The 19,740-nt window shown below is 46.7% G+C and carries 14 protein-coding genes; 4 read left to right on the top strand and 10 right to left on the bottom strand.

Annotation, left to right across the window (positions count from 1 at the left end):
• Nucleotides 1–650 precede the first annotated feature (650 nt).
• The 4 genes from MHM94_RS15715 to MHM94_RS15730 are packed head-to-tail and all read right to left on the bottom strand — an operon-like array spanning nucleotide 651 to nucleotide 6,082.
• Entirely contained in the window at nucleotides 651–2,102 is a 1,452-nt protein-coding gene (locus MHM94_RS15715; RefSeq protein WP_151172237.1) for a TrkH family potassium uptake protein, read from the bottom strand.
• Between the two features lie 39 nt (nucleotides 2,103–2,141).
• Nucleotides 2,142–2,756, bottom strand: coding sequence for a YigZ family protein (locus tag MHM94_RS15720; protein ID WP_235420051.1), 615 nt, complete (start codon nucleotides 2,754–2,756; stop codon nucleotides 2,142–2,144).
• A gap of 59 nt (nucleotides 2,757–2,815) precedes the next feature.
• Nucleotides 2,816–4,138 carry a Xaa-Pro dipeptidase gene (pepQ, locus tag MHM94_RS15725; RefSeq protein WP_235420050.1) on the bottom strand — a complete coding sequence of 441 codons (1,323 nt, stop codon included), beginning with the start codon at nucleotides 4,136–4,138 and terminating at the stop codon, nucleotides 2,816–2,818.
• Nucleotides 4,139–4,198: 60 nt separating this feature from the next.
• Nucleotides 4,199–6,082, bottom strand: a complete 1,884-nt coding sequence (locus MHM94_RS15730) for a transglycosylase SLT domain-containing protein (protein WP_235420049.1) — start codon at nucleotides 6,080–6,082, stop codon at nucleotides 4,199–4,201.
• A 301-nt stretch (nucleotides 6,083–6,383) separates the two neighbouring features.
• Between MHM94_RS15730 and fadB the strand changes: the two genes are divergently transcribed.
• The 3 genes from fadB (at nucleotide 6,384) to tusA (ending at nucleotide 10,060) form a co-directional block, all read left to right on the top strand.
• Nucleotides 6,384–8,546, top strand: a complete 2,163-nt coding sequence (gene fadB / locus MHM94_RS15735; RefSeq protein WP_235420048.1) for a fatty acid oxidation complex subunit alpha FadB — start codon at nucleotides 6,384–6,386, stop codon at nucleotides 8,544–8,546.
• A 2-nt stretch (nucleotides 8,547–8,548) separates the two neighbouring features.
• Nucleotides 8,549–9,712, top strand: a complete 1,164-nt coding sequence (gene fadA / locus MHM94_RS15740) for an acetyl-CoA C-acyltransferase FadA (RefSeq protein WP_235420047.1) — start codon at nucleotides 8,549–8,551, stop codon at nucleotides 9,710–9,712.
• A gap of 108 nt (nucleotides 9,713–9,820) precedes the next feature.
• On the top strand, nucleotides 9,821–10,060 hold the full coding sequence (tusA, locus tag MHM94_RS15745) for a sulfurtransferase TusA (RefSeq protein WP_022944865.1): 240 nt from the start codon (nucleotides 9,821–9,823) through the stop codon (nucleotides 10,058–10,060).
• Nucleotides 10,061–10,063: 3 nt separating this feature from the next.
• Here tusA and MHM94_RS15750 read toward each other — a convergent pair whose 3' ends face one another.
• From MHM94_RS15750 to glyQ, 3 genes are all read right to left on the bottom strand, one after another.
• Nucleotides 10,064–10,516: a hypothetical protein gene (locus MHM94_RS15750; protein WP_026111099.1), complete on the bottom strand. Its 453-nt coding sequence runs from the start codon at nucleotides 10,514–10,516 to the stop codon at nucleotides 10,064–10,066.
• Between the two features lie 109 nt (nucleotides 10,517–10,625).
• Entirely contained in the window at nucleotides 10,626–12,695 is a 2,070-nt protein-coding gene (gene glyS / locus MHM94_RS15755) for a glycine--tRNA ligase subunit beta (RefSeq protein ID WP_138548728.1), read from the bottom strand.
• Nucleotides 12,696–12,703: 8 nt separating this feature from the next.
• On the bottom strand, nucleotides 12,704–13,603 hold the full coding sequence (gene glyQ / locus MHM94_RS15760; RefSeq protein ID WP_026111100.1) for a glycine--tRNA ligase subunit alpha: 900 nt from the start codon (nucleotides 13,601–13,603) through the stop codon (nucleotides 12,704–12,706).
• A 289-nt stretch (nucleotides 13,604–13,892) separates the two neighbouring features.
• Here glyQ and MHM94_RS15765 point away from each other — a divergent pair, with 289 nt between their 5' ends.
• Nucleotides 13,893–15,032, top strand: coding sequence for a S8 family serine peptidase (locus MHM94_RS15765; RefSeq protein ID WP_235420046.1), 1,140 nt, complete (start codon nucleotides 13,893–13,895; stop codon nucleotides 15,030–15,032).
• 75 nt (nucleotides 15,033–15,107) lie between these two features.
• Here the strand turns inward: MHM94_RS15765 and gyrB are convergent, their stop codons facing one another.
• Genes gyrB through dnaN form a run of 3 tightly spaced genes read right to left on the bottom strand, consistent with a single transcriptional unit; the run spans nucleotide 15,108 to nucleotide 19,735 of the window.
• Nucleotides 15,108–17,525 (bottom strand): DNA topoisomerase (ATP-hydrolyzing) subunit B, encoded by a 2,418-nt coding sequence (gyrB, locus tag MHM94_RS15770; protein ID WP_138548730.1) that lies wholly within the window; start codon nucleotides 17,523–17,525, stop codon nucleotides 15,108–15,110.
• Between the two features lie 11 nt (nucleotides 17,526–17,536).
• Nucleotides 17,537–18,628: a DNA replication/repair protein RecF gene (recF, locus tag MHM94_RS15775; protein WP_235420045.1), complete on the bottom strand. Its 1,092-nt coding sequence runs from the start codon at nucleotides 18,626–18,628 to the stop codon at nucleotides 17,537–17,539.
• 3 nt (nucleotides 18,629–18,631) lie between these two features.
• Nucleotides 18,632–19,735 carry a DNA polymerase III subunit beta gene (gene dnaN / locus MHM94_RS15780; protein WP_022944872.1) on the bottom strand — a complete coding sequence of 368 codons (1,104 nt, stop codon included), beginning with the start codon at nucleotides 19,733–19,735 and terminating at the stop codon, nucleotides 18,632–18,634.
• Nucleotides 19,736–19,740: the final 5 nt, after the last annotated feature.

Below are 19,740 nucleotides of genomic sequence, written 5' to 3' on the forward strand. Positions count from 1 at the left end.
GGTGACTTTTAACTGAATGAAAGTGTAATGCCATCATTCTCATAAATTATTTTTTATGTTTATTTATATAAAATTCAAAAACTTATAATTTAAATAACTATTTGTAAGGGGATTTTTATTGAGCCCCAACTGCACACCAAGCGCTGTGTTGCTTTTTAGCAACAACGCATCTTTGGTTCAGTAAAGAGGTGGAATTTAGGACAAAAAGAAATACAGAAGAGATAAAAAAACAATTGAGTGCCTACGCTAGGCATCCACGCCTCAACGCCACTCAACGAGTGACGTTAAGTCACTGCCACGAGATAGAAAAGGGAGCATGGTGGCAGGAATTCATCCTGAAGCGACGCCCGGCTCAGGCATCCACGCCTTCGCGTTCGGCCCTCAACGAGTGACGTTAAGTCACTGCCACGAGATAGAAAAGGAAGAGCATGGTGGCAGGAATTCATCCTGAAGCGACGCCCGGCTCAGGCATCCACGCCTTCGCGTTCGGCCCTCAACGAGTGACGTTAAGTCACTGCCACGAGATAGAAAAGGGATAGCATGGTGGCAGGAATTCATCCTGAAGCGACGCCCGGCTCAGGCATCCACGCCTTCGCGTTCGGCCCTCAACGAGTGACGTTAAGTCACTCGCTGTCGCAAGCGACCGTGCCTCACCCACGCCAGAATGTTGGGGTAAACAGCACGAGGAGAGTAAATATCTCTAACCGGCCAAAGACCATTGCCAATGTCAGGATCCACTTTGCGCTATCACTAATGTCACCATAGTGAGCGGCTACTTCACCCAGCCCTGGACCCAGGTTATTAAGGCAGGCAGCGGTCGCCGAGAAGGCAGTGATATTATCTAGCCCCGTCCCCATCAGGCTGATCATAATAATTACAAACACCAAGGCATAGGCAGAGAAAAAGCCCCATACCGCCTCCACAACCTTATCTGGCAGGGCTTTACGACCTAGCTTAATCGAATAGATGGCACGCGGGTGGACCAAACGGTTAAGCTCTCGGATACCTTGTAAGTAAAGTAAAAACACCCTCACTACTTTCATTCCCCCGCCTGTGGAGCCCGCACAACCACCAATAAAACTGGAAAAGATCAGCAGCATAGGTAGAAACAGCGGCCAAGCGGAGAAGTTATCGGTCGCAAAACCGGCGGTGGTACTGATGGAAACGGCCTGAAACATCGCCTGGTCAAGCGTTTCATCACCATTGGCGTAAATGTTATTAGAGGAAAGCACTGCGAAACAGATAATGATGAGTGCCACTTGAATCAGAAAAAATGCTTTAAACTCAGGGTCGCGCAAATAAACTTTGCCACTACGACTGGCCACCGCTGCGTAGTGCAGTGAAAAGTTGATTGCCGCAATTAGCAAAAACACCACACAGATCAGGTTAATCACGGGGCTATCAAAGTGCCCCATCGACGCATCATAGGTAGAGAAACCACCAATGGCTATGGTTGAAAAGGCATGACAAATCGCATCAAACCAATTCATTCCCGCAACCCAATAAGCCAGCGTGCAAGCTAAGGTAAGCGACACATAGATATACCACAGGTGTTTTGCCGTATCGGCAATTCGTGGTGTCATTTTTGAATCTTTCACCGGCCCTGGCGTCTCAGCACGGTACAGCTGCATCCCACCCACGCCAAGCATAGGGAGCACGGCAACGGCAAGTACGATGATCCCCATACCGCCCAGCCATTGTAATTGCTGGCGATAGAAAAGCACCGACTTAGGTAAATATTCTATGCCTGTAAGTACAGTCGCACCGGTAGTGGTCAGCCCAGAAAACGCCTCAAATACGGCGTCTGCCATTGATAACTTGGGTGCATCTAGAAAAATCAGCGGTAAAGATGCGAACGAGCCTAGCACCAGCCAAAACAACACCACAATTAAAAAGCCTTCCCGAGCCTTTAAATCTCCATGCTCATTACGGTTGGGGTAGTAGGCAATTAAGCCAGCAATGACGCTAAAGACAAAAGCGAGAATAAAAGGTAAACCGCCACCATCTTTGTATATTAGTGAGACCAAGGCTGGCGGCACCATAGTGATGCTGAATAACGCCACCAGCTGGCCCAGTATTTTTATTATCGTGCGGTATTGCATCTAGCGCATCGCCGTGACTTTTGTTTGCATGTTATTGTCTTACTGTTTTATTTTTAACTCAACAGTACCGTGGCTTAAATCAAAGATATCTTTTATCGCTGCATCGCTTTGGCGCTCATCAATACATATCTGCCAACGAATGGCGCTATCATATTGCTTCTCAATATCAAGGACTTGATAGTGAGTTTGCAACCTTTGCTCTATGACTCCCTGTAGAGCATAGTCACTGTCGCCAATGAGTACCACACTAGGCACCTTAACCTGGGTAACTAGTTGCGCCAGCGCGTTATTAAGCGTACCACCATAGGCACGAACCAACCCACCGGTCCCAAGCTTAATACCACCGAAGTAACGCGTTGTCACAGCACAAATTTCGCCAAGGCCACTGCCTTGAAGTACATTCAGCATTGGTTTGCCAGCAGTCCCATTGGGCTCGCCATCATCGGAAAAGCCATACACATGGCTGCCTCCTGGAGCCCCTGCTACATGAGCCCAGCAGTTATGGCGGGCATCGGGGTAACGGCGATTAATATCGGCGATAAAGTCCTTCGCCGCACTAATATCCGGCGTGTGCGTCACATGCACAATAAAGGTGCTCTTTTTGATTTCTTCTTCGTAACTTAAGGGCTCACTAGGGTATGAGTATTCAGACATAACGGCAGGATCATTGATAGCAAACTGCGGAGCACTTCGGCCCCGCAGTGAATGGGTGGTTAATCGAGCTCTAGCTCGCGAGTCATATTCTCAAGGCTGTCTTCATGAACAATGATATTGTCCTCAATACGAATACCACCGAAAGGCTTAAGCTCTGCGACCTTGTCCCAATTAATATGCTGATTATTATCTGTCGCTGCCAAATCACCGAGCAAGGAATCAATAAAGTACAACCCAGGTTCAATGGTAAACACCTGATTCGATTCAATTTTACGCGTGCAACGCAGGAATGGGTGACCTTTAGGCGGCTCTTGGTGTGCGCCCTGCTCGTCAGCCATAAAACCACCCACATCATGTACTTGTAAACCAATATGATGGCCTAAACCATGTGGGAAGAACGTTGAGGTAATGCCTTTGGCAACAATCTCATCGGCCGATAAGTTGACGATGTTAAAGTCACTCAGTGTTTGCGCCACACGTTGGTGACAATCAAGGTGTAACTCACCATACAACTTGCCAGGCGACAACTGGTTACATAGTGCAATTTGGTGCTGCTTCATGGTGGCAACTAGCTCAGCAAACTCCCCTTCACCAGTAAAGTCATAGGTTCGCGTAATATCGGCTGCGTAACCATTGAAGTTGGCACCAGCGTCAATCAAAAAAGAACGATGGGTAGCAGGAGCAACACGATCAAAGTGCGTGTAGTGCAAAATGGCGCAGTTTTCATTTAGCGCCACAATGTTGCCGTAAGGCGTGTCATTTTCGCTGTGTTGCGTCGCTAACAGGTAGGCTTGTTGAATTTCAAATTCGGACTTGCCTTGAAAAAACGCATCTCGCGCAGCTTTGTGACCTTGTACAGCGATTTTATTCGCCTCACGCATACAAGCAAGTTCGTACTGCGTTTTGTAGGCACGGTGGTAATGATAAAAGTTCATTACCGGCTCCGGATTCATCAGCTCAAAACCCAAAGCTTGAGCGACTTCCAAGTATTCGCCAATATATGCAAATCGCGCCTTATCATAGGGTAGTAACTTTTCTACCTGATCCGGTTTCACCAGCAGTTCAATATCAAAGTAGTCAGCCCAATACTCATTCGGCTCATCGGGGACCTTGTGCCAAAAGTCCACAGGGCGATAGAAAATCAACTTTGGCTTATCAGTGCCATTCGCGACAATCCAGCAATGTGGGTTATCTATCACTGGCAACCAGGCCTTAAATTGTGGATTCACCTTAAACGGGTAGTACATATCGTCTAAGAACTGGCGCTTCGCTTGGCCAGAATGGAAAACAACGCCGTCTAGGTTTTCGCGTTCGATAATTTCGCGCGTGCGCTTTTGCAAGGTTGCAATATGTTCAGCGTATAACACCGCTAATTTATTCATGTATCACCCACTTTGCTAAATATTATTAACTGCAGTCTATCACAGCCGCCAGCTGTGCGGCTAACCACCTATGCGCATATCAAGAATAGACGCTAGGATGTTTTCATTTTTGCCTTGTTTAGTAAGGTATACTTGCCGATAAGCAAATACATTTTTGACATAGTCACGCGTTTCCCGATACGGGATCAATTCAATCCACAGCTCCGCAGGCATAGCTTGATCCGGTAACCATTTACGTACACGGTGATAACCCGCATTGTAAGACGCTGTTGCTAGCACTTGGTTGCCATTAGTTTTACCCTCTAAGTACTTGAGGTACTTGGTGCCCAAATTGATATTAGTGCTGGGCTCGTACAAACGCCGTGAAGACACGGTACTACGATTAATGTACTTCGCGGTACTAGGAAGAAGCTGCATTAAGCCCCGGGCGTTGGCCCGAGAGCGGGCATCTGGAGCAAAAGAGCTCTCACGCCGAGCAATCGCAATACTCCAATCCATATCCACCTTGTTGCGGCGGCTATAGCGCTTAAATAAGTCGGTGAATGCATCAGGGAAGCGTAAATCCACGTAATCCCAAGCCTTTATACGCGCTAATGTAAAGATGGTACTGTCATGCCAGCCTTGTTCACCGGCTAATACCGAAGCCGCTAGTTTCTCCGCTTCACTTGACGTATCTATTAGGTAATTCCATTCCCTGCGCGCGCTGGTGTAGCGCTTCAGTTCATGCAAACGTTTGGCGCGCTTGAAGCCTGGCGCCTGAGCCACCTTTTCCTTCAACCCAGGCGGCAACATCAACTGTTTACTATTGAGGTTAACCGGTTGGTCCAAGCGTGCGGCAGCAAGAAAGCCATAATAGTCTCGTTGTTGTGCCAGCGGCAGCCATATATTTTGGGCCTCTTGTGCCCGCCCTTGACGAAAATAGCTGTATGCGAGCCAGTATTTATGGCCATTGCTGAGATTGGTTTTATTAGTGAAGTAAGCTGATATCCCTGGCCAATCTTGCTCTCTGAGCATATTTGCCAGATGCCACTGCATTAGCTTTTTATCATGGCCCGCATCGGGCACTTTATTTAACCAAAATTTCGCTTCATCATGTTGTTTTACCGCCAATGCATAAGCAAAAGCATAGTTAATTTCCCGACGTTGCTCGTCGGTAAAAGTGAACATGTTATCGAGTTTGGTCCATGCTCGAATCGCTAGTTCCGGATCTCGCCATACCAAACGCTTAACGCCATAATGGGCAATTTCCGCTTCTTTGCTGCTTTTGTTTTTGAACCGGTACAACCCTGCTGCAGCACTGGGGTCTTTGCGCACCGCAGAATATAAATCAGCTAAATAACGCTCATTATTCGGTAGCAACGTTTTCAGGTAGCGCAGCAAGTGGTGTTCGCCCTCTCGTGCTGCCAACCCTACCCGTTGCCATACCCGTTGTGGAGTTTGCATCCCAGCATCACGCCACTTAGCGAATAAGGAGTCACACTGTTTCGGTTGAGATTGCCCTACCACCCAGAGATCAGCAACTTGCGCTAATATTGCTCGCTCAGGGGCGCCTAGTTGCAATTGAAAATCTAGGTACTGGCACTTTAACTGCGCATCGCTTGTGGGTTGGTAGTTAGCAACAAAGTCGGCTTTTCGCCCTCTTTTAGCTAGGTAGTTAAGCCAAGCTCGACGCACCGGCCACTCGAGGGGAGTATTTTGGTACACGCTCAAAAAGCGCTCTATTTCTGTTTGATATTTTAACTGCGGATGGCGTTTATAAAAGGCCATCTCTACATAAGGCTTAAGAGGGTGATCGAGTTGGCTATTAAGGCGCTTAAACTCTTTATAGTTGCCTGACCAGGCCACCTTTTCCGCCTCTAAAAAATCGTCATTGTCACTGGCTAAAGAAGCACTGGAGGCGTGCAGTAGGGATGCAGCCAGTAACACATGTATAAATCGTTTCATGATAATCCTACGTTTTATCGCGCGAAACACAGGTAACGGAATAACACTAAAAATGCTCAAAAAGGCACGTTACCATTATTGGTTCAACGAACCATCTTAACTGTACTACATTAATGGATGAGTTTTGACCTTTAGTAACCGCATCTATACGTGTTTTGGTCGCATCTCGTATCAGCGTTAATTTTTAACCGAATGTAAATTTTAGCCGGAAATTTTCATTGCATTTTCGGATTAAAGACGCGACACTGATCGAAAACCCAACTCATCGTACCAGTTTCACATGAAACAAAGGGAGATACCCATGATATTTCAGAGCGATTCCTTTGTAGTCTCTTTTATAAAGGACCAAATTGCTGAGTTTAAGTTCACTGTACCTGGTTCAGTGAATAAACTATCTCAACAAACCTTAAACGACTGCTTAGAGGCCATCAAAGAATTACGTCAACGTGACGACATTAAAGGCATGGTATTTACCAGCGATAAAGATCACTTCATCGTTGGTGCTGATATTTTTGAATTCCTACCCACTTTCCAAAGACCAGAGCAAGAGCTTGTAAGCTGGATTAAAAACGCAACCGATGTGTTTGATGCTTTAGAAGACTTACCTTTCCCTACTATCAGTGCCATCAATGGCATGGCTCTTGGCGGTGGCTGTGAGTGGGTTCTGGCGACCGATTTCCGTGTTGGTAGCAGCAAAGCTAAGATCGGTTTACCTGAGACCAAACTGGGTATCATGCCAGGCTTTGGTGGTACCGTGCGTTTACCTCGTATCATCGGTGCAGACAATGCCATGACTTGGATCACTACGGGTCAGGAAAACCGCGCCAATGATGCACTAAAAGTAGGTGCACTTGATGCTGTGGTTGCTGATGACGCGCTTGTTGATGCATGTATCAACATGCTCGAGCAAGCCATTGCGGGTAAGCTTGATTGGCAAAAGCGCCGCGCAACAAAACAAGCGCCATTGAAGATGAATAAGGTAGAGCAAGGTATGAGCTTTGCCATGGCCGAAGGCATGGTTATGGGCAAAACTAAAGGCCACTACCCAGCGCCAGTGCTTGCAGTGAAAACCATTAAAGAAGCCGCAAATATGAGTCGCGACGAAGCCATGGCAGTAGAAAATGCCAACTTCGCCAAGCTGGCTAAAACCAATGAAGCTGCTGCGCTAACCGGTATTTTCTTGAACGATCAGTTCATTAAAGGCAAAGCTAAAAAGCAAGCCAAGGGGAGTAGTGTCACCATCAACCAAGCTGCGGTACTAGGTGCAGGCATTATGGGCGGCGGTATTGCTTACCAGTCAGCCTACAAAGGCACACCTATTGTCATGAAAGACATTAACCAAGATGCTCTCGACTTAGGTATGGGCGAGGCAGCAAAGCTACTTGGTAAAAAAGTAAAACGCGGCCATATGAACATGGATAAGATGGTCGGCGTACTAGGAAAAATCAAACCGACTCTTAACGATGCGGATGTGCAAAGTGCTGATATCGTAGTTGAAGCCGTGGTTGAGAATCCGAAGGTGAAAAAAGCAGTATTAAGCGACCTTGAGAAGACCTTAGGTGACAATGCTGTACTAACGTCAAACACGTCGACCATTCGTATTGATGAACTTGCCACAGCGCTAGAGAAACCTGAAAAATTCTGCGGTATGCACTTTTTCAACCCCGTTCCAAAGATGCCTTTGGTAGAAGTGATTCGTGGCGAGAAAACCTCAGAAGATACCGTTAACGCTGTAGTCGACTATGCCCTTAAGCTAGGTAAGTCGCCCATCGTTGTGAATGACTGCCCTGGGTTTTTCGTAAACCGTGTGCTATTCCCCTACTTTGCTGGCTTCAGCAAAATGGTCAGCGAAGGAATCAGCTTCGCAAAAATCGATAAAGTCATGGAAAATGTCTTTGGTTGGCCGATGGGGCCCGCCTACCTACTAGACGTGGTGGGTATTGATACCGCCTTCCATTGCACTGGCGTGATGGCTGAAGGCTTCCCTGAGCGTATGGCTCGCCAAGAGAAAGATCCGGTCGCCGTGTTTGCAGAAGCTAAACGCTACGGTCAGAAAAATGGCAAAGGCTTCTACAGCTATGCCCCTGATCGCCGTGGCCGTTTGAAGAAGAGCCATGATGACGAGGCATTAAAGTTACTATCAACGCTGAGCGACAGTGAGAAAGACGTTGATAAGCAGGAAATGATCGACCGCTGTATGGTGCCGATGATCAACGAAGTACTGCTTTGCCTACAAGAAAACATCATTGCTTCACCACAAGAAGCAGACATGGCGTTGGTATATGGTATTGGCTTCCCGCCGTTCAGAGGCGGTGTATTCCGCTATTTAGACCAAGTCGGCCTGGCTAACTTTGTAGCAACTGCCGATAAGTACGCACACCTTGGTGCGATTTACCAAGTATCTGACCAAACACGTCAATGGGCCGAGCAAGGCCGCGTGTTTTATCAAGTGGAGGGACAATAATCATGAATAATGTTGTCATCGTTGATTGTATTCGTACACCTATGGGCCGCTCAAAAAATGGCGTATTCCGCCACAAGCGTGCTGAGGACCTTAGTGCCCACTTGATGAAAGGCCTATTAGAGCGCAACCCTGCTGTGGATCCTGCGTCAATAGACGACATCTACTGGGGTTGCGTACAGCAAACCTTAGAACAAGGCTTTAACGTCGGCCGTAACGCCGCACTGTTGGCGGGTATTCCACACACAGTGCCAGCAGTCACTGTAAACCGATTATGCGGCTCATCAATGCAAGCGTTGCATGATGCGGCACGCGCAATTATGACCGGTGCCGGCGACACTTACCTTATCGGGGGTGTGGAGCATATGGGCCATGTACCAATGACCCATGGTAATGATTTCCACCCTGGGCTCGCTACTTCTGTAGCTCAAGCAGCAGGTGTGATGGGACTAACCGCTGAATATCTTGCCACCTTGCACGGTATTAGCCGCGAGCAACAGGACCAGTTCGGCGCTCGCTCACACCAACGCGCTCATGCAGCCACAGTAGAGGGTCGCTTTAAAAGCGAGATCCTACCGATGGAAGGCCATGATGAAAGTGGTGCATTGACCTTGGTTGAAGATGATGAAGTTATTCGTCCAGAAACCACCGTCGAGGGTTTATCTCAGCTTCGTCCTGTATTTAACCCGGCCTCGGGTAGCGTCACTGCAGGCACATCTTCAGCGTTGTCTGACGGTGCTTCTGCCATGTTGGTTATGAGTGAAGAAAAAGCTAAAGAGCTAGGCTTGCCAATTCGTGCTCGTGTTAAGTCAATGGCAGTCGCCGGCTGCGATCCATCAATCATGGGTTATGGTCCGGTCCCTGCGACTAAGAAGGCATTGGCGCAGGCAGGTATCAGCATTGATGATATTGAGGTTGCTGAGCTTAATGAAGCATTCGCAGCGCAGTCTTTACCAGTGCTTAAAGACTTAGGTCTACTGGATAAGGTCGATGAAAAAGTGAATCTAAATGGCGGTGCAATTGCACTTGGGCATCCATTGGGTTGCTCTGGTTCACGGATCAGCACCACGCTTATCAATATTATGGAAGATAAGGACGCTAAATACGGCCTTGCAACCATGTGTATTGGTTTAGGCCAAGGTATTGCTACGGTGTTCGAACGTCCATAGCCACATCAGCTTGGTGACAAAAAGGCGGGTTAAGCATTATTGCTCCCGCCTTTTTTCTTATCTAAAGTTTGGGTAAACTAGCGCTTTTATTCTAAGGCAACGACACCAATGAACTTTGACCAAGCTGACCATGTTCTTGACGCCATGGGCCTACGTTGCCCCGAACCGGTGATGATGGTGCGCGGCACCGTGCGCAAAATGCGCCAAGGCGAGACCCTGCTAATCACCGCTGATGACCCTTCAACGACTCGTGATATTCCCAGTTTTTGTCGTTTTATGGACCACACCTTGGTGGCCCAGAAAACCGAGCAAGCCCCGTATCAGTATTTGATCAGAAAAGGGCAGTAGGCCTTATTCAAACACTTGATTGACTGTTACCAAGGGCTTTTTAAAGCGAGAGAAATTGATAGACACTTTGTACCAACCTTTCTCCTCTGGCGTAAAACTAAAATAGTTGTAGACGCTGTTGCAGTCTGCTTGAACTGGTAGGCCAAGCTCTAACGTTTTATCGAGCGCTTCGTCAAGATAACCGCAATTATAACCAGCACTCCACTGGGCATCGGCTATTTTGAACTCATAGGCCTTCCCCGGCGTAGAGAAGCGAATTTTGGTCTCATAGATGGCTGGCGCCACTCGTTGCATTTGATACTCTGGCTGTGCATCCCACAACGAGAAATCGCCACGCAAGAATAACGGCTTTTTCACTTCCTCAGCAGGCACGATATCATCGATAGTCACTGAGCTTGAGCAAGCCCCCAATAGTAAGGCTGAAACGAGTAACGGAATTTGCTTTGTCATTATTATTTGTTTCCACTTTAAGCGCACTTTTCTCCAGTCTAAGAAATTAGTGCAAAGGCTTCAATAAAAAAGCCAGCTTAATGCTGGCTTTTACTATCACTATGAAAAATACTCACTATTTCTGTAAAACAGAAATGTCAGCAACTTGCAGAAACAGCGATTGTAATTGTGACAATAGCGCCAAGCGATTGTTCTTAACGGCATCATCGTCAGCCATCACCATTACGTTATCGAAAAAGGCATCAACACTTTGACGTATATTCGCCAATTCACTTAATGCCTGCTGATAATCGCCCTGTTCGTACAATGGCGATAACTTCGCTTGATAGGCCGCTACTTGCTCAGCCAAAGTCTGCTCGGCAGGCTCTTGAAGTAACGCTTTATCAATGGCACCGACTTCCTTGATGTCATTTTTGCTGAGGATATTACCCACTCGTTTATTTGCCGCTGCCAGCGCTTCTGCAGGCTCTAAGCTACGGAAATGGCTTACCGCCTTTACACGCAGGTCGAAATCAAGGGGTTTAGAAGGTCGACGCGCCAACACAGCCTGGATTACATCAACGGCAATACCCTGCTCTTGATACCAAGTACGGAAACGCCCTAGGAGGAAATCAAATACATCCTCAGCGACATTACTGTTACTGAGCTTATCAGCAAACAGTTGCTGTGCTTTGGCGATAATATCAAGCACATCTAAAGGTAGTTGCTTCTCTACCATGATCCGAAGCGCGCCAATTGCTGCACGACGCAGGGCAAATGGGTCCTTGTCACCTTTCGGAGCTTGGCCGATACCAAAAATACCCACTAAGGTGTCGAACTTGTCTGCCAGAGCCACAGCACAAGCGATAGTGCTATGTGGTAATTCATCCCCAGAGAAACGCGGCATATATTGCTCGTTCATGGCATTGGCGACATCTTCATGCTCGCCGTCATGACGTGCATAATGCATCCCCATCACGCCTTGAACATCTGTGAACTCCATCACCATCTCTGTCATCAGGTCGGTTTTACTTAGTAAACCGGCCCGCTCTGCTAAGGCTTTATCGGCACTCAATTGCTCAGCAATGTAGCCTGATAGCGCACTAATTCGCTCTGATTTATCTTTCAGGGTACCTAGTTGTTTTTGGAACAACACGGAATCAAGAGACGCTAAGCGGCTTTCCAATGTTTTCTTTTTATCTGCCTCATAAAAGAACTGTGCATCAGCCAAACGTGGGCGCACTACTTTCTCATTTCCAGAGATCACTACACTTGGGTCTTTGCTCTCAATATTGGAAACAAATAAGAATTTATTAATCAGCTTGCCATTGCTATCAAGCAGTGGGAAGTATTTTTGGTCGTCTTTCATGGTGTAGATCAGTGCTTCATCTGGCACATCCAAGAACTCTTCTTCAAAGGAGGCGGTTAACGTCACCGGCCATTCAACCAGCGAGGTCACTTCCTCTAATAGTTCTTCATCCATCGCAACCTGGGCACCCACTTTTGCTGCTGCGGCATCAATTTGATTACGGATCATCGCTTTGCGCGCCTCGTAATCCGCGACAACGTAGGCTTCCTTCAGCTTAACTAGCGCCTCATCGGCGTGATGAATAGCGACTTTCTCTGGGTGATGGAAGCGATGCCCCTGAAGCTCGTTACCGATCGTTTTACCAAGAATTTCACCTTGAACTAAGCTTGCACCGTAGAAAATGGTCGCGGTGTGTACCGGGCGAATAAACTGAGTCTTGTTAGCTCCCCAACGCATAGGTTTAGGGATAGGTAGTTTAGTTAATGCCTTAGCTACGGCGTCAACAATCAGCTCTTGTACCGCTTGACCAGGAACATTGGCCTTGTGTAGTAACCACTCGCCTTTATCGGTGGTATGGCGCTCCGCATCACTGACTTCAATACCACAGCCACGAGCCCAACCCAATGCCGCTTTGGTTGGGTTGCCATCGGCGTCAAACGCAGCCTTGACTGCTGGGCCACGCTTCTCGACCACTTTGTCTTGTTGTTTTTCGTCCAGTTGCAACACCATCAACCCCAACCGGCGAGGCGACGCATACCACTGCACACCTTGGTGCCCGAGAGTAAGCTCGTCCAGTTGTGCGGTTAATGCATCAGCAAAGGCTTCTGCAAGTGTGCGCAGTGATTTCGGTGGTAACTCTTCAGTACCAATTTCAACTAAAAGATTCTGTTGTAACATAGGTATTCTTAATCCTTACACAGCGGGAATCCGAGCGCTTCACGCGCCGCGTAGTAACTTTCTGCGCAGGCTTTAGATAAGGCTCTAACGCGCAGAATATAACGTTGTCTCTCTGTCACTGAGATAGCGTGACGTGCATCGAGAAGGTTGAATGCGTGCGATGCCTTCATCACTTGCTCATAAGCTGGTAATGGCAACTCTGCTTCTATGAGTTTTTGACTTTCCTTTTCGCACTGGTCGAATTGCTTAAATAGCGCATCAACGTCGGCATGTTCGAAATTGTATTTCGACTGCTCTACTTCGTTTTGGTGGAAAACATCACCATAGGTCACTTTGCCCATCGGGCCGTCAGCCCACACGAGGTCGTAAATACTGTCCACACCTTGAATATACATGGCTAAACGCTCAAGACCATAGGTGATTTCGCCGGTTACTGGCGCACACTCAAGCCCCCCTACTTGCTGGAAATAGGTGAACTGCGTGACTTCCATGCCATTTAGCCACACTTCCCATCCTAATCCCCAAGCACCCAGAGTTGGCGATTCCCAGTTGTCTTCAACAAAACGGACTTCATGCTTAAGTGTGTCAATTCCCAATGCAGCGAGTGAGCCCAAGTATAGGTCTTGGATATTGTCCGGAGACGGCTTTAAAACTACCTGAAATTGATAGTAATGCTGTAGGCGATTAGGGTTTTCACCATAGCGGCCATCGGTAGGACGGCGACAAGGCTGCACATACGCACTCGACATTGGCTCTGGGCCAACGGCTTTTAAAAAGGTGAGTGGATGAAACGTGCCTGCGCCCACTTCTAGATCAAAAGGCTGTGCAATAACACAGCCCTGCTGTGCCCAGTAATCCTGTAACGCTAGGATAAGGCCCTGAAAGGTTTGTAAGTCGTATTTTTGCATAATGAGGTTAGATTCTGCTGCTTTGAGTGCGGTTTTATTGCTCACAGTATACCTGCTGCCACGCCGTGTTTTAAGCAGTTTCTTTTACAGTGGCTCTGTAGCTAACAGCCCCTTCCTTTCACATTCATAATCTATTCATTTAAATATCACTGAATTATTTCTTCTCACCTAGTTCATTATTCGTATTTTTAATTCTTCTTTATTGCATTATCAGCAAAGTAGTCTAGCTTTGTTAAATTAGTGTTAACCACACTGTGACCAATAAAATATAACTAAGATAGGATTCGAAATGAAAAAGACACTTTTAGCCACAGCGGTATTCGCTGCATCCACCGGTATAGCCACTGCACAAAGCGCCCCTAGTTTTACCGGCATGGCGGCACAGATGGAGATCGATAATACCTGTATTATCCGTTTTAATGACTCGGTTTCTCGCTTTGATGTCGAAGGTAAAGCACGCGGTATGTTGACTAAGGCACAAGTTCAAGCCAAGCACCTATATAAAAATGCGATCAAAGGTATGGCTGTTAATATGAGCTGCGCTAAAGCGAAAACGGTATTTGCAAACGAGGCCGATGTGATGCGCTTCACCGAAGATGGCATTGCCTATGCCTCACCAGCAAAAAAAGGTAAGCCCGGTGGCGGCGGCAGTCAATCTCAACAAACGCCTTGGAGCGTCACGCGTGTTGGAGGTCCAGTGGATGGTTCCGGCTATACCGCTTGGGTACTCGATACCGGTATTGACTTAGACCATGCTGATCTCAACGTTGATGCTAACCGTGGCTTTACCGCTTTTACTAAAGGGCGTGACGCAGACATGGATGATGGCAATGGTCATGGTACTCATGTCGCCGGCACTATCGCTGCTCTTAATAACGGTATCGATGTCGTTGGTGTTGCAGCAGGTGCTGATGTGGTCCCTGTAAAAGTACTCGATTCTCGCGGTTCTGGCAGCTGGTCTGGGGTACTAGCAGGTATTGATCATGTCGCCGCTAATGCCTCACCAGGCGACTGTGCAAATATGAGTTTAGGCGGAGGCTTCAATCAGGAACTTAACGATGCGGTCGAAAATGCTGCACAACAATCGGGAGCCTTTTTTGTAGTGGCCGCAGGCAATGAAAGCCAAGATGCCAATAATGTCTCTCCAGCGAGCGCCTCCCATAACCGGGTTTATACTATTTCAGCAACAGATAGCAGCGACCGCTTTGCTAGTTTCAGTAACTTTGGCAACCCACCTATCGATTATGCCGCACCTGGAGTCGGTATTCTTTCCACACGCCAAGGGGGTGGCACTACCACAATGTCTGGCACATCAATGGCTTCACCAGCGGCGTGCGCGGTGATCATGATGAGCAATGGTAATCCAGGCACAGACGGATCGGCGTTGAACGATCCAGATGGCAATGCCGATGATATTATCCATCTTTAATATTAAGTATTAAATCAAAAAAGCCCTTACATGTTTGTGTAAGGGCTTTTAGTTATACGTTATTAGGCTTTATTTCTACACATCTAGATTCACAACACGAAGTGCGTTTTGCTCGATAAAGTCACGGCGCGGCTCTACTTGGTCACCCATTAGAGTTGCGAACAATTGGTCTGCCGCTATGGCGTCTTCAATGGTCACTTTAAGCATACGGCGAGCACTAGGATCCATTGTCGTTTCCCACAGCTGGTCAGGGTTCATTTCACCCAGTCCTTTGTAGCGTTGGGTGTATAGGCCACGCTTAGAATCGGTAATTAACCACTCTAGTGCTTCAACAAAGCTGCTCACTGGCTGCGTTTTCTCCCCGCGTTGAACATAAGCGCCTTCTTGCATCAGGTCTGTGATTTTCTCACCTGTAACACTAATACGCTGATAGTCTTTGGAGGTTAAGAAATCGTGGTTCAGTACATAGACTTTATCAACCCCGTGCTGACGAATATTGATCAGCGGATAATAGAGTTTACGCTCTTCGTCGAATTGCGTGTGTGCGCTGAAAATAGCCGCATCTTCATCCTTAGCAATTAAGTCTTCTACCAGTGTTTTCGTCCATGCTAACACTTTCTCTTCATTATCAAGCTCAGACTCACTAATACGAGGTTGGTAGATTAAGCTGTTCATCATTGAAGATGGGTACTTTCTCGCTAAACGTTCAATAACTTTTTCAGTACTCTGATAATCGCGAACTAGGTTTTCTAGCGCGTTATCTTGAATGGCACTTGCTCCCTCACTGGTATACAGTGCGGCACCGTTTAGTGCGAGAGAAGTTAAGTACTCAACGAGTGCATTATCATCTTTGATATACCGCTCTTGCTTACCTTTTTTGATCTTGTATAGCGGTGGTTGAGCAATATAGACATAACCACGCTCAATAATTTCTGGCATTTGACGATAAAAGAAAGTCAGTAGCAGAGTACGGATGTGCGAGCCATCTACGTCAGCATCGGTCATGATAATGATACGATGATAGCGAAGCTTTTCAGGGTCGTATTCATCACGGCCAATACCACAACCTAACGCCGTAATGAGCGTAGCCACCTCTTGCGAGCTAAGCATTTTATCAAAACGGGCTTTTTCAACGTTTAGGATTTTACCCTTTAGTGGCAAGATAGCTTGGTTTTTACGGTTACGCCCCTGCTTAGCAGAGCCACCCGCTGAGTCACCCTCCACTATGTAAAGTTCAGATTCCGCAGGGTCTTTCTCTTGGCAATCAGCGAGCTTACCTGGTAGGCCAGCTAAATCCATGGCTCCTTTACGACGCGTCATTTCACGTGCTTTACGCGCTGCTTCACGCGCACGTGCAGCGTCAATTATTTTACTGACAACGACCTTCGCATCACTGGGATTCTCAAGTAAGAATTCACCTAATTTTTCGGCCATCGCTTGCTCAACAGCAGATTTCACTTCGCTGGAAACAAGTTTATCTTTGGTCTGCGATGAGAACTTAGGATCTGGCACTTTAACGCTAACAACTGCGGTTAAACCTTCACGCGCATCATCGCCACTGGTCGACGCATTGGCTTTTTTGTTAAGGCCTTCTTTTTCCATATAACCATTCAATGTACGGGTAAGCGCTGCACGGAAACCGGCTAAGTGCGTTCCACCATCACGTTGAGGAATATTATTGGTAAAGCAGAAAATACTTTCTTGGAAGCCATCGTTCCACTGCATCGATACTTCAACGCTGATGCCATCTTCACGCTCATGGGTGAAGTGGAAAACATTTTGATGAACTGGTGTTTTCTTGCGGTTCAAGTATTCAACGAAAGCTTGTATACCACCTTCATATTTAAAGTGGTCGCGCTTATCTTCCTCGCGCTCATCGGTCAAGATGATAGATACGCCAGAGTTCAGGAATGATAATTCCCGTAAGCGCTTAGCTAAAATATCGTAATGGAAGTTAATATCGCTGAATGTTTCTGAGCTCGGCCAGAAGCGAATTTCTGTGCCTGAGGTTTCCGAATCACCAATCACAGAAAGCGGCGCATCAGGCTCACCCATGGTGTAGGTTTGCTTATGTAATTTACCTTCGCGACGAATTTCTAACGCTAGCTTTTCTGATAATGCGTTAACAACCGAAACACCTACACCATGCAGACCACCGGATACCTTGTATGAGTTATCATCAAATTTACCACCGGCGTGTAGTACGGTCATGATAACCTCAGCCGCTGAGACTCCTTCCTCTTCATGGATTTCAGTTGGGATACCACGACCATTATCGCGAACTGATACTGAGCCATCGGTATGGATAGTTACGAAGATGTCGTCACAGTATCCTGCTAATGCCTCATCGATTGAGTTATCGACGACCTCGAAAACCATATGGTGTAAACCGGTGCCATCATCGGTATCACCAATGTACATTCCTGGCCGTTTTCGTACTGCATCTAATCCTTTCAGTACTTTAATACTTGATGAATCGTAATTTTCAGACATGGTGTTTCCATTTATCTTGTTATTAGTTTGCCATGTTTCACGTGGAACAAAGCTTCAGTTCTATCCAAAGCTTCTAACACGGCAGAGACACTTTCGGACTCAATTGTCGTTATAAATATTTGCGCTTGGCAATGGGATAATAATTGGCCCACTTTGCGCTTTGTATCTTCACTGAGCTCCGAGGGTAAGTCGTCTATTAGCAACAGTGACTGCTTCCCGGTCTCTTTTTCAATTAAGCTATTTTGCGCTACTTTAAGCGCATATAAAAGCAGTTTTAGCTGTCCTCTTGAAAAGACATGCTCTGCTGCACCCACATCGGTTTTTATCGTTATATCCGCCTTGTGGGGCCCTCTCGATGTATATCCACGTGCAAGGTCGCGTTCGAGGTTTTCTGACAGTACATCAGCGAGTGAATCTAACTGTTTCCACCCGCAATGGAACTCGATTTTCAGGCCTTGCATCAATTCAAGTTCAGCACACAGTCTATCAAAAAAATGCGCTTTAAACCTCTCAATATAAGATTCTCTTAGCGCCGTAATATGCTGCGCCAAACGGACAAATTCTTTGTCCCATACAGCAAGTTGTAGCTTTATATCTCGGGGTCTTTGCTTGAGTAAAGCATTACGTTGCTTAAGTATACGGTTAAAGTTTTGCCACGCATTTAAAAACTCATGTTCCACGTGGAACACACCCAAATCAATAAATGCCCGTCGCTCCTTCGGTCCTCCAAAGAAGAAAGAGTAACTTTCAGGAGTGATAACTTGCACAGGCAATACCTGCGCTAAATCTGATATACGTCGGCTTGCTTTTCCCTGAATACGGACTTGGGTCTCACCCTGTACATTTTTACTTATCCCCATTGGGATGGTGAGATTATTACTGTGCTTTTTTGCGTGCAGAGTAAATTTTTGCGCCCCATGACGAATCACGTTGCGATACTTGTTGGTACGAAAAGAACGTCCATGGGAAAGGAAGTATATGGCTTCGAGAAAACTAGTCTTGCCGCTGCCATTCTCCCCGTAGATGATATTTATGTCTTGGGGAGATAAAGAAACAGCCTCAACATTTCGAAAATCATTGAGGCTGAGAGAAGTAATGCTCATTATCTATAGACGCATAGGCATAACAACGTAGAGCGCTTCACTATCACCTGTCGCTTCCATCAGCGCACTACTATTCGAATCGGCAAGCGTAATTGTAACGTCTTCAGTTTTTACCGTGTTTAGAACATCCAGCAAATAAGAAACATTAAATCCGATTTCTAACTCATCACCTTGATACATAACCTCGACAACTTCTTCGGCCTGTTCTTGCTCTGGGTTATTGGCACTGACTTTTAATAAGCCATTACTCAAATTTAAGCGCACACCACGAAACTTTTCATTAGACAAGATAGACACTCGGTGCAGAGCATTGCGTAGCCACTCCCGATTTGCAGTAATAATCTTGTCACCCCCACGAGGTAAAACGCGGCGATAATCAGGGAAGCGTCCATCAACTAATTTACTAGTAAATGTAAACTCTGCATCGCTAATTCGAATATGATTGGCACCAAACTGAATAGTCACAGGATTATCATCTGCCGGCATTAACCGCATGATTTCTTGCACACCTTTGCGTGGCACTATAAGTTGGCGCTGCGAATTAAGCGATTGAGGTAATTTTTTAAACGCTAATGCGAGGCGGTGTCCATCGGTGGCAACGGTTTTTATTTCATCATTCTCTAATTCAAATGACATACCATTAAGGTAATAACGGACATCCTGATTCGCCATGGAAAAATGGGTGTTCTCGAGTAGCTTTCTCAGCTCCATACGGCTTAGCTGGAACTCAACCTCGCCATCCCACTGTTCTAAATTAGGAAAGTCTTCGGCCGCCAACGACAACAGCGCAAAACGGCTTTTACCACTGGTCAGTACCACCTGATGCTCTTGCGAGTTTAAATTGATATCACTGCCATCTGGCAAGCTTTTACAGATATCTAAGAGCTTTTTAGCTGGCAAAGTAATCTTGGTATCGGCAGTGGGCTTCTCCAAAGTGACCGAGGCAACAAGCTCTATCTCAAGGTCTGTCCCAGTCATATAAAGTTGACCATCACGCACCTCTAGCAATACATTTGAAAGAATTGGCAGGGTATGTTTTCTCTCAATAGCACCAGACACTTGCATGAGTGGTTTTAAAAACTGATCTCTAGCGATAGTAATTTGCATAAGGC

This window comes from Pseudoalteromonas sp. CNAT2-18.1, from assembly GCF_022347865.1.
GTDB lineage: Bacteria > Pseudomonadota > Gammaproteobacteria > Enterobacterales > Alteromonadaceae > Pseudoalteromonas > Pseudoalteromonas ruthenica.